We start from the raw sequence: 15,126 nt of genomic DNA on the forward strand, positions 1-15,126 counted from the left end.
TGCCCAGCACGATGCCGAGATTCATGCCCAGCGCCACCCGTGCGACGGCCGATGCCTCCCGGCCCGGCGGCGCCAGCCGCACCGCCGTCGCGATGGCGATGGCGAAGAACGTGGCCACGACCAGACCGGCGGCGAAGCGGGTGGCCAGCAGCAGCGCATAGCCGGTTGCCAGGGCGGACGCCAGATTCGCCAGCACCGCGAACGCGATGAGGCCGAGGATCAGCGGTCGGCGCGGTAGGCGCGCGGTGAGAGTCGTGACCACCGGTCCGCCGACGATCATGCCCAGGGCGTAGGCGCTGACCAGCAATCCCGCCGACGACACCGGTACGGCGAGGTCCGCCGCCACCTCCGGAAGGATCCCGGCGATCACGAATTCGCCGGTGGTGAGCCCGAATACGACAAGTGTGAGGGAGAGAACAGGAAGTTTCACGGACGCTCCAAGTAGTTACAACTCGAATGATTTGAATTAGAACTATCACAGTTCGAATGAACGCCGCTAGACTCGGTGGCATGGGTGGGCGAGACGCCGACGTGACTCGGGAAATCGACCGTGACGTGTGCAAACTCGTGCACTCGTTCACCCGTCGGCTCGATGTGCACGTGCGCCGCGCGGCGGAGGACCTCGGGCTGACACCCACGCAGGTGATCGCCCTGCGGGAGCTGTCCGAACCCGTCACCGCACGCGAACTGGCCGTTCGCATGTCGTGCGAGCCGTCGAATGTGACCTTCGTAGTGGATAGGCTGGAGGCGCAAGGACTGGTCGAGCGCACCCCGCACCCGACCGACAGGCGAGCCAAACGACTCGAGCTCACCGCCGCCGGGCAGCGCAGCCGGGATGCGGTGGTGACGCGACTGGCGAGCGGATCGCCACTGACCAGGCTCGGTGTCGCACAGCAGCGGGAGCTGCGAGAACTGCTGCGGCTGCTGGTGGCATCGGAGGACCCGTGACGAGTGCGGCCGCGCCGGTCGGCTCACCGATATCGGTGGGATAGCATTCGCCCCGAGTTAGGGCAGGCTGGCCAGTAGTAATGTTGGGGCGCCGGGATACTGTTTCGCGGGCGGAGTATCCCGCATGTGAGGACAGACTAGGAGAGCGGCAGTGCCGTACATCATCGCTGAACCGTGCGTTGACGTGAAGGACAAGGCGTGCATCGAGGAATGCCCCGTGGACTGCATCTACGAGGGCGGCCGCATGCTGTACATCCAACCGGACGAGTGCGTGGACTGTGGTGCATGTGAACCGGTGTGCCCGGTGGAGGCGATCTTCTACGAGGACGACACCCCGGATCAGTGGAGCGGTTACGTCAACGCCAATGTCGAGTTCTTCGACGATCTCGGCTCGCCCGGTGGCGCGACCAAGGTCGGCAAGGTCGACTACGACCCGCCGTTCATCGCCGCGCTACCGCCGATGGCCAGCGAGTAGGCAACAGGTTTGCGCGCGCGTGGCCGGGTCAGCTCGCTGCTGCCCGATTTTCCCTGGGACACCATCTCTTCCGCCAAGGCTCGGGCCGCCGAGCATCCCGGCGGCATCGTCGACCTGTCGGTGGGCACGCCCGTCGACCCGGTGGATCCACTGATCCGTGCGGCGCTGTCCTCGGTGGCGGAGATACCGGGTTATCCGACCACGCACGGCACCCCCGAATTGCGCACGGCCGCCGTGGAGGCGATGAAGCGGCGGTTCGGCATCACCGGCGTCGGCCCGGCCGCCGTGCTGCCCGTCATCGGCACCAAGGAGCTGATCGCCGGACTGCCGCGCCTGCTCGGGCTGGGCGCGGCGGATCTGGTGGTGATCCCGGAGGTCGCGTACCCCACCTACGAGGTGGGCGCGCTGCTGTCCGGAACCCGAATCCTGCGCGCGGACGGCGTGACTCGGCTCGGCCCGGAAGCGCCCGCCCTGATCTACGTGAACTCGCCGTCGAATCCGACCGGCAAGGTGCTCGGCGTCGAGCATCTGCGCAAGGTGGTGCGGTTCGCACGGGAACGCGGCGCGATCGTGGCCTCGGACGAGTGCTATCTGGGGTTGGCCTGGGAGGGGCGGGCGGTGTCCATTCTCGATCCCGAGGTGTGCGACGGCGACCACACCGGCCTGCTGGCCATCCACTCGCTGTCCAAGACGTCGAATCTGGCCAGCTACCGCGCCGGGTACGTGACCGGTGATCCGGATCTGGTGGCGGAACTGCTGGAGGTACGCAAGCACTCCGGCATGATGCTGCCCTACCCGATCCAGGCCGCCATGACGGCCGCACTGGCCGACGACGAGCACGAGGCGCGGCAGCGGGAACGCTACCGGGTGCGCCGCGAGGTGCTGCGAAAGGCTCTGGTGGAGGCGGGATTCCGCATCGACCATTCGGAGGCCGGGCTGTACCTGTGGTGCACGCGCGGGGAGCCGTGCCGGGTGACCCTGGATCGGCTGGCCGAGCGCGGCATTCTGGCCGCCCCGGGCGAGTTCTACGGTCCGCTGGGCGCCGAACATGTGCGCATCGCGCTGACCGCGACCGATGAGCGCATCGCGGCCGCCGCGGCGCGCCTCGCCGAGTAGCGGTTTGGTCGTCTGACCAGCCGATTTCCTCCGGTGTCGAGCGGCGTGATAGCGTCTTCCACGCAGTCGGCCCGCGGGTCGGTGCGAGTAAGGCCCTGTGGCGCAGTTGGTTAGCGCGCCGCCCTGTCACGGCGGAGGTCGCGGGTTCGAGTCCCGTCAGGGTCGCAGGAATTCTCTCCGGGCGGTGAACATTCTGTTCACCCCACCCTTTTCACTCCATGATCGAAAGATTTCCGGCGTGTCCGGAATATCCCACGCGGTCGCGTTTCTCATCGCTATAACAGGTTCCCATCTACGACTCGATGAGGAGCCTGGGTTTGTCTGTTCGCACCTATGAAATGCCTGTTGGTGGTCGGTTTGGGCGGGGGGTGAGCAGGCGCGGGTTTCTAGCTGCAACGGGTTTCACTGTTGCCGCCGCGCTGGTGGGGAGGTCCATGACGCGGGCGCTGGCCGCGCCGCTGGCGGACGGGGAGACGATCCCCGCGCTCGTCATCGGCAGCGGATACGGGGGAGCGGTGGCCGCGCTGCGGCTGGCGCAGGCGGGGGTGGAGACCACCGTGGTCGAAATGGGGAAGTCCTGGGATACGCCCGGATCCGACGGCAAGATCTTCTGCCCCGTGCTGAAACCCGACGGCCGCTCGTACTGGCTGCGCGACCGCACCGACCAGCCCATCGGCTACTTCGTCGGCGGCGACTACAACAAGGACATCGAAAGGTACACCGGCGTCCTGGATTCCGAGCACTTCGGCGGCATCCGCGTCTACCAGGGCCGGGGCGTGGGCGGCGGCTCGCTGGTCAACGGCGGCATGGCGGTGACGCCCCGGCGGGAGCACTTCGCGGACATCCTGCCCTCGGTGAACGCCGATGAGATGTACAACGTCTACTACCCGCGCGCCAACAGCGGTCTGGGCGTGAACCACATCGACGAGAACTGGTTCTCCTCCGCCGAGTGCTACCAATTCGCACGGGTGGGCCGCAAGCACGCGGAGCGCTCCGGCTTCGCCTGGACCTTCGTGCCCAACGTGTACGACTTCGAATACATGAAGAAGGAGCAGGCGGGCACCGTCACCCGCTCCGCGTTGGACGGCGAGGTCATCTACGGCAACAACCACGGCAAGCGGTCGCTGGACAAGACGTACCTGGCCGCGGCCACCGGCACCGGCAAGGTCCGCATCACACCCCTGCACGTGGTGACCGCGGTATCCCCGACCGAGGGCGGCTACCGGGTGGAGATGAACCAGATCAACACCTCCGGCGCGACCGTGGCGACCAAAGCCGTTGTGGCGGAGAAGGTGTTCTTCGCGGCGGGCAGTATCGGCACCTCGAAGCTGCTGGTCGCCATGAAGGCGCAGGGCAAGCTGCCCGACCTGCCCGACGCCGTCGGCGAGAAGTGGGGCAACAACGGCAATGTCATGGTGGGCAGGGCCAACCACATGTGGGACGGCACCGGGAAACTGCAATCCAGCATGCCGTGCCTGGGCATCGACAACTGGGCCGATACCGGCGGACCGGCCTTCGCGGAGGTCGCGCCGTTCCCGGCCGGGCTGGAGACCTACGTGAGCCTCTACCTCGCCATCACCAAGAATCCCAACCGCGCCCGGTTCACCTTCAACTCCGGCACCGGCAAGGTGGATCTGAACTGGCAGACCTCGCAGAACCAGTACTCCATCGACGCCGCCAAACGCATCTTCGACAAGATCAACAAAAAGGAGGGGACGATCTACCGGACCGACCTCTTCGGCGTGTACAAGACCTGGGGCGACGACCTCACCTACCACCCGCTGGGCGGCTGCGTGCTCGGCGAGGCCACCGACAACTACGGTCGCCTGCCCGGCTACACCGGCCTCTACGTCATCGACGGCTCGCTGATACCGGGCAATACCAGCGTGAATCCCTTCGTCACCATTACCGCACTGGCCGAACGCAATATCGAGAACATCGTGGCGAACGACCTGTGAGTCGGCGGCGTGCGTAGCCGGGGACGCGTTAGCCTGGGATATGGACGCTGTCACGGTTGTCCCCCTTCCCGGTAACGAACCGGTGCACTCCTACGCGCCGGGAAGCCGCGAACGCGCGCTGCTGCGTGATCGACTCTCCGAACTCTCCGCCGAGACGGTGGATGTGCCGCTGGTGATCGGCGGCAAACACCAGCCCGGCGGCGGCGAGCGGCACCACATCGTGATGCCGCATCGACACCGGCACGTGCTGGGGACCTACACGAATACCACCCACGACGAGGCCAGGACCGCCGTCGAAGCCGCGACGGCCGCGGCGGCGGACTGGCGGGCGCTGCCCTTCGACGAACGGGCGGCCGTCCTGCTGCGGGCGGCCGACCTGCTGGCCGGGCCGTGGCGGGAGACGATCGCCGCCGCCACCATGCTGGGCCAGTCCAAGACCGCACAGCAGGCGGAGATCGACGCACCCTGCGAACTGGTGGACTTCTGGCGCTTCAATGTGGCCTTCGCCCGCGGGATTCTCGAGCAGCAGCCGCGATCCTCGGCGGGAGTCTGGAACCGCATGGACTACCGGCCGCTGGAGGGGTTCGTCTACGCCATCACGCCCTTCAACTTCACCGCCATCGCCGGCAATCTGCCCACCGCACCGGCACTGATGGGCAATACGGTGGTGTGGAAACCGTCGCCCACCCAGACGCTCTCGGCCTACTACGTGATGAAACTGCTGGAAGCCGCCGGGATGCCGCCGGGGGTCATCAATATGGTCACCGGTGACGGGGTGCGGCTGTCGGAGGTGGCGCTGACCGATCCGCGGCTGGCCGGGATCCACTTCACCGGCTCCACCCGCACCTTCCAGTACCTGTGGCAGCAGGTGGGCGCGAATATCGGCAACTACCGGGGCTATCCGCGCCTGGTGGGCGAGACCGGCGGCAAGGACTTCATCGTCGCGCACGCCTCCGCCGACCCGGACGCGTTGCGCACCGGGCTGATTCGCGGAGCCTACGAATACCAGGGGCAGAAGTGCTCGGCGGCCTCACGCGCCTACATCGCCGCATCGGTGTGGCAGCGCATGGGGGACGAGTTCCTCGCCGAGGTCGACGGGCTCAGCTACGGTGACGTGGCCGATCTGTCGAATTTCGGTGGGGCCGTGATCGATCGGCGCGCCTACGACAAGAGCGTCGCGGCCATCGAGCGGGCCCGGGAGCGCGGGGTCACCATCGCGGCCGGCGGCACCTACGACGACAGCGAGGGGTACTTCATCCGGCCGACGGTGCTGCTCACCGACGATCCGACCGATGAAGCCTTCAGCACCGAGTTCTTCGGCCCCATCCTCGCGGTGTACGTCTACGACGACGGCAATCCGGACGCCTACGCCGATGTGCTCGCCGAGGTCGATTCCGCCGCGCCCTACGCGCTCACCGGAGCCGTCTTCGCCACCGACCGCCAGGCCGTCGACCAGGCGTCGGCCGCACTGCGATTCGCGGCGGGCAACTTCTACGTCAACGACAAGCCCACCGGCGCGGTGGTCGGCCAGCAGCCCTTCGGCGGGGCCCGCGCCTCCGGGACCGACGACAAGGCCGGGTCCTATCTCAACCTGCTGCGCTGGGTCGCGCCGCGCTCATTGAAGGAGACCTTCGTTCCGCCAACGGATTACCGCTACCCGCATATGGAGGTGTGATGAATCCCCTGCGTCCGGTGATCCTCGCCGCGGCCGGATCCGACCGGTTGCGGCGGCTGGTGGCCTCGGCTCCCGTCACCGCCGGGGTGGTGCGCCGGTTCGTGGCGGGGGAGACGCGTGCCGAACTGGTTCCGGTGCTGCGCGCACTGCTCGCCGACGGGCGCGCGGTCAGCGTCGACTTCCTGGGGGAGTACACCACCGAGCGGGCCATGGCCGACGCCGCGGTGGCGGAGTACGTGGCGCTCATCGACGATCTTGCCGCGCTCGGCGGCGAGCAGGGAACCGTTCCACGCGTGGAGGTTTCGGTGAAGCTCTCCGCGCTGGGGCAATCGCTCGGGCAGGACGGGCCGGCCATCGCCATCGAGAACCTGCACAAGCTGTGCGCCAAGGCCGAGCAGTCGCGGGTGTGGGTGACCGTGGACGCCGAGGACCACACCACCACCGAGGAGACCCTGGCGGCGGTGCGCCAGCTGCGGGCGGAATTCCCGTGGCTGGCGGTCGCGGTGCAGACCTATCTGCGGGCGGCCGAGGGCCGCTGCCGGGAGTTGGCGGGGGCGCGTATCCGGCTGTGCAAGGGCGCGTACCAGGAGCCCGCGACGGTGGCGTACCAGCAGCGCGCCGAGGTGGACGCCTCGTATCTGGAATGCCTGGACGTGCTCATGCGCGGCGACGGCTATCCCATGGTGGCCTCGCACGATCCGGCCATGATCGCGGCCGCGCTCACCGAGGCGGCCGAATACGGCCGGGGCGCGGGAGAATTCGAGTTCCAGATGCTGTACGGGATTCGCGACGCCGAACAGCGTCGGCTGGTCGAGGAGGGGCACACCGTGCGCGTGTACGTGCCCTACGGTGGCCAGTGGTACGGGTACCTGATGCGGCGGCTCGCCGAGCGACCCGCCAACCTGGGTTTCTTCCTGCGGGCGCTCGCCGAGCGGAGCTGACGGGCGGATCACAGGATCGACTCGTGTCACCACCGGTGCGCCACGTCGATCACCACGCGCCCGGGGGATTCCAGGGTGAATACGCGGAATGGCAGCCGGGCCCGCACGCCGAGCCCGATCGTGGTCTGCCCCTCGAAACTGCCCGCCCAGGCGACCTGCCGGAAGGTCCGGTAGCCCCGCACGTCCACCAGACAGGTGCGGTCGGCGGGCAGCGAGTACGTGGGGCGGAACTCGCTGTCATAGGCGGGGGCATGCACGAGGATGCTCAGGAATGCGCCTCCACGCAGCGGTACCGGCTGGCCGGAACCGTCCGCTGTCACCTGATCCACGTAGCGCACCGTGTAGCCGGCGGGCGAATGGTTCAGGTCGAGAACGAGGCGGTCGAAGCACTCATGGCGTCCCGACCGGATATCGGTGAGCTCCGCGTATCCCCACCCCGAATCGCTCTTGTCCATCGACCCCCAGTAGATCCCGCAGTAGGGTTCGGCGGCCGCCCGGGGCGCGAGCAGGAGCAATCCGCTCAGCAGGGCGAATATGGCGAACAGGACGGCCGGGCGGCTCATGGCGAATCCTTCGACACGGTGGAGACTTCCCTCCGTTCATCGGACGAACATGAGCACGCGGTACGCCACGCACCGGTCGGGGGCGATTCGAGGCCGAACCGTCGCCCGGCCGGGGCCGGATCGCCTTCGTGTGATGCCACGGTGACCAAGTCGTGGCCCCGCCGATGCCCAGGTCGGGCCAGAGCTTCGGACCTGGCCTCTAGACCAGCGGCAGGCCCAGTCGTCGACGCAGCCGCATATCGGCGAGGTAGAAGTTGAACGGGAACAGGCGCAGCGGGACCGGCAGGCGGGTCCACACCGTGGCGATGGCGCGCAGCATGGCGCCGAAGACGCGCTCGTCGCGGGCGGTCCAGGTCATGTGCATCTGATCGCGCAGGTGCTGGGGCAGCAGGGCCGTCACGATGAAGCGGTGCGGGCGGCCGAAGACCAGCTGGAGCGGGCGCGGCAGCATCTTCAGGTCGGTGAGGTCGTTGAAGTAGCGCCGGGTGGGCTCGTCGATGGTGTGCGTGGGCAGGGTCGCGTCCCAGTAGGCGTAGAACTGCTCGCGGGTGGCGGGCCACATCTCCGGGCGCATCTGCAAGGTGGTGCCCAGGCGGGCGCAGTACCGGTAGAACGACTCCGCCACATCGGGTTTCATGGGGCCGCGCATGCGGTGGTAGAGGTCGTCCACACCCCAGTAGAGGCAGGCCGCGACCCACAGTTGGAGTTTCGGATCGAAGGCGTTGTACTTCACCGGGCTGGTCGGTCTGGTGCGGATGGTGCGATGCGAGCGGTTGACGGCCTCGCGGTAGTCCGCGCGGTCGCGGTCGTCGCCGAGCCAGGCGACGGCGAGGTAGGTGAGCGTGGTGCGCAGTCGCTTGATCGGGTGCACGGTGATCGCGCCGCTGCGCACATCGCTCTCCATGACGCCGTAGGCGACCGGCTTCAGCGACAGCTGCATGATCACGTTGGCCGCGCCGCCGAGGAAGGCTGCCACGCCGTCGATGTGCTCGCGCACTGTTTCCGGGGTGAACGGTTCGGGTATATCAACCGGTTGGTACTCCGAGTTGCGCAGAGGGGCGGTCATCGTTGACTCGTCTCCTTGTCTCGCTCTCCGCCTCGCAGTCGCGCCGCGGAGAGAGTATGAGAATTATCTCCTCGCACCTTCTCACTCCGGGCGGGCGGTGTCAATGTGCGATGATTTGTGTGTCATCGTTTCGCCGCACCGAGAGGGGATCGGGTACATGGCCAAACTGGCCAAACTGCTGCCGTTGGTGCGCGGATCGGGGCCCGAGGACCGCAATCAGGCCACCGTGCTCGATGCCGCCCTGCTGGCCTTCCTGGACTTCGGCATCAAGCGCACCAGCATGGTCGAGGTGGCGCGGCGCGGCGGACTGTCGCTGGCCACCCTGTACCGGCGCTTCGCGGGCAAGAACGACCTCATCCAAGCCGTCGGGTTGCGGCAGACCCGGCAGTTCATCGACTCCGTGGACGCCGCCATCGCCAGCGAGATCGAGCGCGACGCCAGCGCCGAGGATCAGATCGTCGCGCTGTTCACCGCCTTCATCGAAGGTCTGCGCGGCAACAAGCTGCTGGTGCGGCTGCTCAGTACCGAGCCGGAGATGGTGCTGCCGTATCTCACCGTGCAGGGTGCGCCGGTGATCGAACTCGGCCGCGACTACCTGGCCGAGTTCATCACCCGCTTGCAGTCGGAAGGCAAACTGCCGCACTACGATCCGATGCCGCTGGCCGAGATGATCGCGCGCACCGCACTGTCCATGGCGCTGACCCCGCAAACGGTCATCCCGCTCGACGAGCCGGAGAAGCTACGCGAATTCGCCGTCGAGCACGTGGTTCCCGGGTTCCGGCTGGTCTGATCCGGGTCGGTGGGCCGAGCCCGCCCGGAGGCATCGGACCGGCCGATGTGCGGCCCGCTCAGACGAGACGCAAACCCAGGCGGCGGCGCACCCGCATATCCGTCAGATAGAAGTTGAGCGGGAAAGTGCGCACCGCCGTGGGCAGGTGGTCCTCGACGCGGCCCAGCGTGCGCAGCATGCGGGCCAGCGCGCGGTCCTGGCGCGGCGACCAGGTCATCCCCATCTCGTCCCGCAGATGCTGGGGCAGCAGGCCGGTGACGAAGAAGCGGTGGGTCGGCCCGAAGGCCAGCTGGAACGGGCGCGGCAGCATCTTCAGGTCGATCAGATCGTCGAAGTAGGCGTGCACCGTCGGATCGATGGTGGCGCGGGCCAGTTGCTCGTCCCAGTAGCGGTCGAAGTCCGCGCGCGTGGGCGGCCACATCTCCGGACGCATCTGGAGCGTGGTGCCCAGCCGGGCGGAGTAGTGGTAGAAGGCGTCGGCGGTGGCATCGTCCATGGGGCCGTGCATGCGCTGGTAGAGATCCCGTGCGCCCCAGTAGAGGCAGGCCGCCACCCAGAGCTGGAGCTTCGGATCGAAGGCGTTGTACTTCACGGGGCTGCCCGGGCGGGAGCGGACGTGGCGGTGCGAGGTGTCCACGGCGGCGCGGTACGCGGCCCGCTCGTCCTCGCTGCCCAGCATGGCCACGGCGAGGTAGGTGACGGTGGTGCGCAGTCGCTTCACCGGATGCTTGAAGACATTGCCGCTGTCGACCGGACTCTCCACCACGCCGTAGCCGACCGGTGGTTGGGACAGCTGCATGATCACATTGGCCGCCCCGCCGAGCAGGCCCGCGGCCCCGTCGATGAACTGCCGGATATCGATCGGCGGCAGGTCCGGTTCGTGCGCGGGCAGGCGCAGGGGACTGGTCATCGTTGACCCCATTCTCGATGAGAAGGTTATGCACATACTTTCTTACCCGCTCAGGAGCGTGTCAACCGTTCCGGCCGAATCGTGATGACCTCGATCCGGGCAGTACCGTTGGCGTCGTGTCGTATGGGTCGCCGCTGCTGTTGAGCTCGTTGAATCCCGCCGCCGTCGCCGCCGGGGACGATATTCCCGATGCCGTCACCATCGACGGCGTGACGCTGTCGCGCGGCGATCTGGTGGGCGCGGCCACCTCCGTCGCCGAACGGGTGGCACGGGCGCAACGGGTGGCCGTGCTGGCCGAGCCGACCGTCACCACCGTGCTGGCCGTGGTCGGCTGCCTCATCGCCGGGGTCACCGTGGTGCCGGTGCCGCCCGACGCGGGCAACGCCGAACTGGCGCACATCCTGGCCGACTCGGGGGCGCAGGCGTGGCTGGGGAAGGCTCCCGAAGGCAGCGCGCTGCCGGTGGTGCCGGTGCGCAAACACGCCCGCTCCTGGCATACATATGCCGAACCCGACCCCGGTGCAACGGCTTTCATCCTGTACACCTCCGGCACCACCGGCGCGCCCAAAGGCGTGATGCTGAGCCGCCGGGCCGTCGCCGCCGGGCTGGACGCGCTCGCCGAGGCGTGGGGGTGGACCGCGAACGACGTGCTGGTGCACGGGCTTCCGCTGTTCCACGTGCACGGGCTGATCCTCGGCGTGCTGGGGCCGCTGCGGGTGGGCAGCCCGCTGATCCACACCGGCAAGCCGACGCCCGAGGCGTACGCGCGAGCGCGGGGGACCATGTACTTCGGCGTTCCCACCGTGTGGTCGCGGGTGGTCGAAGCGCCCGAGGCGGCACGGGAACTGGCGTCCGCCCGCGTGCTGATCTCCGGGAGCGCGCCGCTGCCGGTGCCGGTGTTCGAGCGGCTGCGGGAACTCACCGGGCACGCGCCGATCGAGCGCTACGGCATGAGCGAAACCATGATCACCCTGTCCACCCGGCCGGACGGGGAGCGGCGGCCCGGATGGGTCGGCACCCCGGTCGCCGGAGTCGAGACCCGGCTGCGCGACGAAGCCGGAAATCCGGTGCCGCACGACGGAGAAAGCGTCGGCGGACTACAGGTGCGTGGACCCATGCTGTTCGACGGCTATCTGAACCGGCCCGAGGTGACCGCCGAGAACTTCACCGCGGACGGCTGGTTCACCACCGGGGACGTGGCGGTCATCGACCCCGACGGCTTCCACCGGATCGTGGGCCGGGAATCGGTGGACCTCATCAAATCCGGCGGCTATCGGATCGGCGCCGGGGAGATCGAGACCGCGCTGCTGGGGCATCCCGCCGTCACGGAAACCGCTGTGGTCGGCGTGCCGGACGACGATCTCGGACAGCGCATCGTCGCCTTCGTGGTGCTGCGCGACGGGCATGCCGAGGCCATTGAGCAGCGGCTCATCGACCATGTGGCGGAAGAGCTCTCGGTGCACAAGCGTCCGCGTGAGATCCGGGTGGTCACGTCGCTGCCGCGCAATGCCATGGGCAAGGTGCAGAAGAAGCTGCTGCTGTGAGATGAGGCGGTGGGTTGACCTCGAGCATGCTCGAGGTTCTACCGTCACACCTATGGTCGCAACGCTCACCCCCGCCCAGATCGACTATCTCCGCAGCCAGCGGCTCGGCCGCCTGGCCACCATCCGTCCCGACGGCTCCCCGCAGAACAATCCGGTGGGCTACCGCTACGACGAGATCCTCGGCGTGATCGACATCGGCGGCTACCGCATGGGCGCCACCCAGAAGTTCCGCAACCTCGACAAGGAGCAGCGGGTGTCCCTCGTGGTCGACGACATCAAGTCGCTCGACCCCTGGGAGGTCCGCTGCCTCGAAATCCGCGGCACCGCAGTCCCATTGCGCGATGTGGACCCCTATGCCGAGGGAATGGCGCGCGAACTCATCCGCATCACCCCCGAGCGAGTTCTGGCCTTCGGCATCGACTGAGCGGGTTCCGAGCGGTCGCGCTGTCTTGAATACGACAGTGCCCCCACGGTTCTCACCGCGGGGGCACCGATCGATCGTGGATCAGTCGTTGGCGTGCAGGGCGGCGTTGAGTTCGATGCCGGTGCCCTTGCGGGGCACCACCTCGACCGCGCCGGAGACGGAGTTGCGGCGGAACAGCAGGTTGGACTTGCCGCTCAGATCGGCGGCCTTGATGGTGCCGCCGTCCGGGAGGGTGACCTTGGTGCCCGCGGTGACGTAGAGGCCCGCCTCCACCACGCAGTCGTCGCCGAGGGAGATGCCGATACCGGCGTTCGCGCCGAGCAGGCAGCGCTCGCCCAGCGAGATGACCTGCTTGCCGCCGCCGGACAGGGTGCCCATGATGGACGCGCCGCCGCCGATGTCGGAGCCGTCGCCCACCACCACACCGGCGGAGATGCGGCCCTCGACCATGGAATTGCCGAGGGTGCCAGCATTGAAGTTCACGAAGCCCTCGTGCATGACCGTGGTGCCGGAGGCCAGGTGCGCGCCCAAGCGGACGCGGTCGGCGTCGGCGATGCGCACCCCGGAGGGGACCACGTAGTCGACCATGCGCGGGAACTTGTCCACGCCGTACACGGTGACCGGGCCGCGGGCGCGCAGGTTCAGGCGCACCAGCTCCAGCTCCTCCAGCGAGCAGGGGCCGTGGTTGGTCCACGCCACATTGGCCAGGTGGCCGAAGATGCCGTCCAGATTCAGGCCGTGCGGCCTGACCAGGCGATGCGAGAGCAGGTGCAGGCGCAGGTAGACGTCGTGGGTGTCGACCGGCGCGGCGGCCAGGTCGGCAATGCTGGTGCGCACCACGACCACCTCCACCCGGCGGGCCTCATCCGGACCCGCGATCTGGGCGAACTTGGCGTACTCGACATCGGAGGCGTCCAGGCGCGCGGTGCCGGTCTCGGCGACCTCACCCAGCTCCGGGTACGGAAACCAGGTATCCAGAACCGTCCCGTTGGCGGTGATGGTGGCGAGGCCGACTGCTGATGCTCCCTGAGTGCTCACGTCCCCAGAGGTTACCCGGCGGCAGCCGCCGGGTGGTGGCCCACACCCCGCGCCCCGGTATCCCGCGCGCTCGCGACAACCGCCGACCCGCTCCCGGAGCGGTGCCCGCGGTGGGTGCGTCGGGCGGGCGAGTTACCCCGCCCGCGGCGGGTGAATCGAGCGATGAATAGCTCCGGCCGCGGTGATGCGCGCCCGCATGGTGCCCTGGCAGCCCGCCTCCGCCCAGCCGCCGCCCGGCTCGGTGAACAAGCCGGGCGGTGAGGCCGTTGGTCGGTGCCGGGCGGTGAGTCGGTGCCGGGCGGTGGTGAGTCGGTGTCGGGCCCTGAGTCGATGTCAGGCGGCGAATCAATACAGTGGGGGCGTGACCATCGATCTGCGCGCCGACCCCATCGCCCTCACCGCCGCTCTCGTGGATATCCCCAGCGTGTCCAAGGACGAGGCGGTCATCGCGGACACCGTCGCCTGGGCACTGCGGGAGCAGACCGAAGGGTTCGAGATCCTGCGGCACGGGAACACCGTGCTGGCGCGCACCAATCGCGGACTGCCGACCCGGGTGATCCTCGCCGGACATCTGGACACCGTGCCGATCGCCGACAATGTGCCCGGCCATTTCGTGGAGGGCGAGAACGGGGAGCGGCTGCTGTACGGCTGCGGCAGCGTGGACATGAAATCCGGCGACGCGGTGTTCCTGCACCTGGCCGCCACCGTCGCCGAACCGGTGCACGATCTGACCCTCATCTTCTACGACTGCGAGGAGATCGCCGCCGAGTTCAACGGGCTCGGGCGGATCGAGCGGGAACTGCCGGAATGGCTGGACGGTGACCTCGCGATCCTCGGCGAGCCGTCCGGCGGCTGGGTGGAGGCGGGCTGTCAGGGCACGCTGCGGGCACGCATCACCACCGCCGGGGTGCGGGCGCATTCGGCGCGGGCGTGGCTGGGCGACAATGCCATTCACCGGCTGGCCCCGGTGCTGGAGCGGATGGCGGCCTATCGGGCGCGGGAGGTCGACATCGACGGCTGCCTGTACCGCGAGGGTCTGTCGGCGGTGCGGATCTCCGGCGGGGTGGCGGGCAATGTGGTGCCCGACGCCGCCGAGGTGGACGTGAACTTCCGCTTCGCCCCCGACCGCACCCTGGACGAGGCCACCGAGCACGTGCGCGCGGTCTTCGACGGACTGGATATCGCTTTCGAGCGCACCGACGGCGCCCCCGGAGCCCTGCCCGGCCTGTCCGCCCCCGCGGCCAAGGACCTCATCGGGATCGTGCACGCCCACGGCAGCGGCGGCGTCCGCGCCAAGTATGGCTGGACCGACGTCTCCCGCTTCGCCGCCCGCGGCATCCCCGCCGTCAACTTCGGCCCCGGCGACCCCAACCTCGCCCACAAACGCGACGAACACCTCCCCGTCACCCAGATCACCCAGGTAACCGCCATGCTCCGCAGCTACCTCACCGGCGACAAGGCGTAACCTCGACGGCCGCCGCGACTGAGCCGCTGCCAGCGAAGCCCCACCTCCGAGGCCGCCGCAGCGATAGAACGCCGCGCACAGAGGTGCTCCGGCGGCCGGTCCAGCGTGTGGGGCCCTCGCGGCCGGTCTCGTGTGCGCGGACTCCGCTGACACGACAACTTCTGGAGCAGCGCCCCGACTCACCACATCCCGAACAACCACACTCCGGGGCTC

The 15,126-nt window shown here is 68.6% G+C and carries 15 protein-coding genes and 1 tRNA gene; 11 read left to right on the forward strand and 5 right to left on the reverse strand.

Annotated elements, in window-relative coordinates; genetic code table 11:
- Positions 1–430: MFS transporter (locus QK444_RS17700; RefSeq protein ID WP_282781688.1), on the reverse strand; the 430-nt coding region annotated here is incomplete at its 3' end.
- Between the two features lie 80 nt (positions 431–510).
- On the opposite strand from QK444_RS17700, the gene QK444_RS17705 reads away from it, so the two are divergent.
- The 7 genes from QK444_RS17705 to QK444_RS17735 all read left to right on the forward strand — a co-directional run bounded on the left by QK444_RS17705 (position 511) and on the right by QK444_RS17735 (position 7,113).
- Positions 511–948 (forward strand): MarR family transcriptional regulator, encoded by a 438-nt coding sequence (locus QK444_RS17705; RefSeq protein WP_282781690.1) that lies wholly within the window; start codon positions 511–513, stop codon positions 946–948.
- 151 nt (positions 949–1,099) lie between these two features.
- Positions 1,100–1,423: a ferredoxin gene (gene fdxA, locus QK444_RS17710; RefSeq protein ID WP_029931437.1), complete on the forward strand. Its 324-nt coding sequence runs from the start codon at positions 1,100–1,102 to the stop codon at positions 1,421–1,423.
- A 9-nt stretch (positions 1,424–1,432) separates the two neighbouring features.
- On the forward strand, positions 1,433–2,539 hold the full coding sequence (dapC, locus tag QK444_RS17715; protein ID WP_282781693.1) for a succinyldiaminopimelate transaminase: 1,107 nt from the start codon (positions 1,433–1,435) through the stop codon (positions 2,537–2,539).
- Positions 2,540–2,630: 91 nt separating this feature from the next.
- Positions 2,631–2,704, forward strand: a tRNA-Asp gene (locus tag QK444_RS17720).
- A gap of 269 nt (positions 2,705–2,973) precedes the next feature.
- Complete coding sequence (locus tag QK444_RS17725) at positions 2,974–4,497, forward strand: GMC oxidoreductase (protein ID WP_282781694.1); 1,524 nt, start codon at positions 2,974–2,976, stop codon at positions 4,495–4,497.
- A 40-nt stretch (positions 4,498–4,537) separates the two neighbouring features.
- Positions 4,538–6,172, forward strand: coding sequence for an L-glutamate gamma-semialdehyde dehydrogenase (pruA, locus tag QK444_RS17730; protein ID WP_282781696.1), 1,635 nt, complete (start codon positions 4,538–4,540; stop codon positions 6,170–6,172).
- Positions 6,172–7,113 carry a proline dehydrogenase family protein gene (locus QK444_RS17735; RefSeq protein WP_282781698.1) on the forward strand — a complete coding sequence of 314 codons (942 nt, stop codon included), beginning with the start codon at positions 6,172–6,174 and terminating at the stop codon, positions 7,111–7,113. Before pruA ends, QK444_RS17735 begins: the two co-directional genes overlap by 1 nt.
- A 26-nt stretch (positions 7,114–7,139) precedes the next feature.
- Here QK444_RS17735 and QK444_RS17740 read toward each other — a convergent pair whose 3' ends face one another.
- Together QK444_RS17740 and QK444_RS17745 are read right to left on the reverse strand one after the other, a co-directional pair.
- A complete protein-coding gene (locus QK444_RS17740; RefSeq protein ID WP_282781700.1) occupies positions 7,140–7,676 on the reverse strand; it encodes a hypothetical protein in 537 nt (178 codons plus the stop codon).
- A gap of 199 nt (positions 7,677–7,875) precedes the next feature.
- Complete coding sequence (locus QK444_RS17745; RefSeq protein WP_282781702.1) at positions 7,876–8,742, reverse strand: oxygenase MpaB family protein; 867 nt, start codon at positions 8,740–8,742, stop codon at positions 7,876–7,878.
- A gap of 157 nt (positions 8,743–8,899) precedes the next feature.
- On the opposite strand from QK444_RS17745, the gene QK444_RS17750 reads away from it, so the two are divergent.
- Positions 8,900–9,532: a TetR/AcrR family transcriptional regulator gene (locus tag QK444_RS17750; RefSeq protein ID WP_282781704.1), complete on the forward strand. Its 633-nt coding sequence runs from the start codon at positions 8,900–8,902 to the stop codon at positions 9,530–9,532.
- Between the two features lie 58 nt (positions 9,533–9,590).
- Here the strand turns inward: QK444_RS17750 and QK444_RS17755 are convergent, their stop codons facing one another.
- Positions 9,591–10,442 carry an oxygenase MpaB family protein gene (locus tag QK444_RS17755; RefSeq protein ID WP_282781706.1) on the reverse strand — a complete coding sequence of 284 codons (852 nt, stop codon included), beginning with the start codon at positions 10,440–10,442 and terminating at the stop codon, positions 9,591–9,593.
- Positions 10,443–10,576: 134 nt separating this feature from the next.
- Between QK444_RS17755 and QK444_RS17760 the strand changes: the two genes are divergently transcribed.
- Positions 10,577–11,986 (forward strand): acyl-CoA synthetase, encoded by a 1,410-nt coding sequence (locus tag QK444_RS17760; RefSeq protein ID WP_282781713.1) that lies wholly within the window; start codon positions 10,577–10,579, stop codon positions 11,984–11,986.
- A gap of 52 nt (positions 11,987–12,038) precedes the next feature.
- Entirely contained in the window at positions 12,039–12,410 is a 372-nt protein-coding gene (locus QK444_RS17765; RefSeq protein WP_282781708.1) for a PPOX class F420-dependent oxidoreductase, read from the forward strand.
- A gap of 81 nt (positions 12,411–12,491) precedes the next feature.
- Here the strand turns inward: QK444_RS17765 and dapD are convergent, their stop codons facing one another.
- On the reverse strand, positions 12,492–13,448 hold the full coding sequence (dapD, locus tag QK444_RS17770; protein WP_282781710.1) for a 2,3,4,5-tetrahydropyridine-2,6-dicarboxylate N-succinyltransferase: 957 nt from the start codon (positions 13,446–13,448) through the stop codon (positions 12,492–12,494).
- A 361-nt stretch (positions 13,449–13,809) separates the two neighbouring features.
- On the opposite strand from dapD, the gene dapE reads away from it, so the two are divergent.
- Positions 13,810–14,913, forward strand: coding sequence for a succinyl-diaminopimelate desuccinylase (gene dapE / locus QK444_RS17775; RefSeq protein ID WP_282781711.1), 1,104 nt, complete (start codon positions 13,810–13,812; stop codon positions 14,911–14,913).
- Positions 14,914–15,126: the final 213 nt, after the last annotated feature.

The organism is Nocardia sp. CC201C (assembly GCF_030010695.1).
GTDB lineage: Bacteria > Actinomycetota > Actinomycetes > Mycobacteriales > Mycobacteriaceae > Nocardia > Nocardia otitidiscaviarum.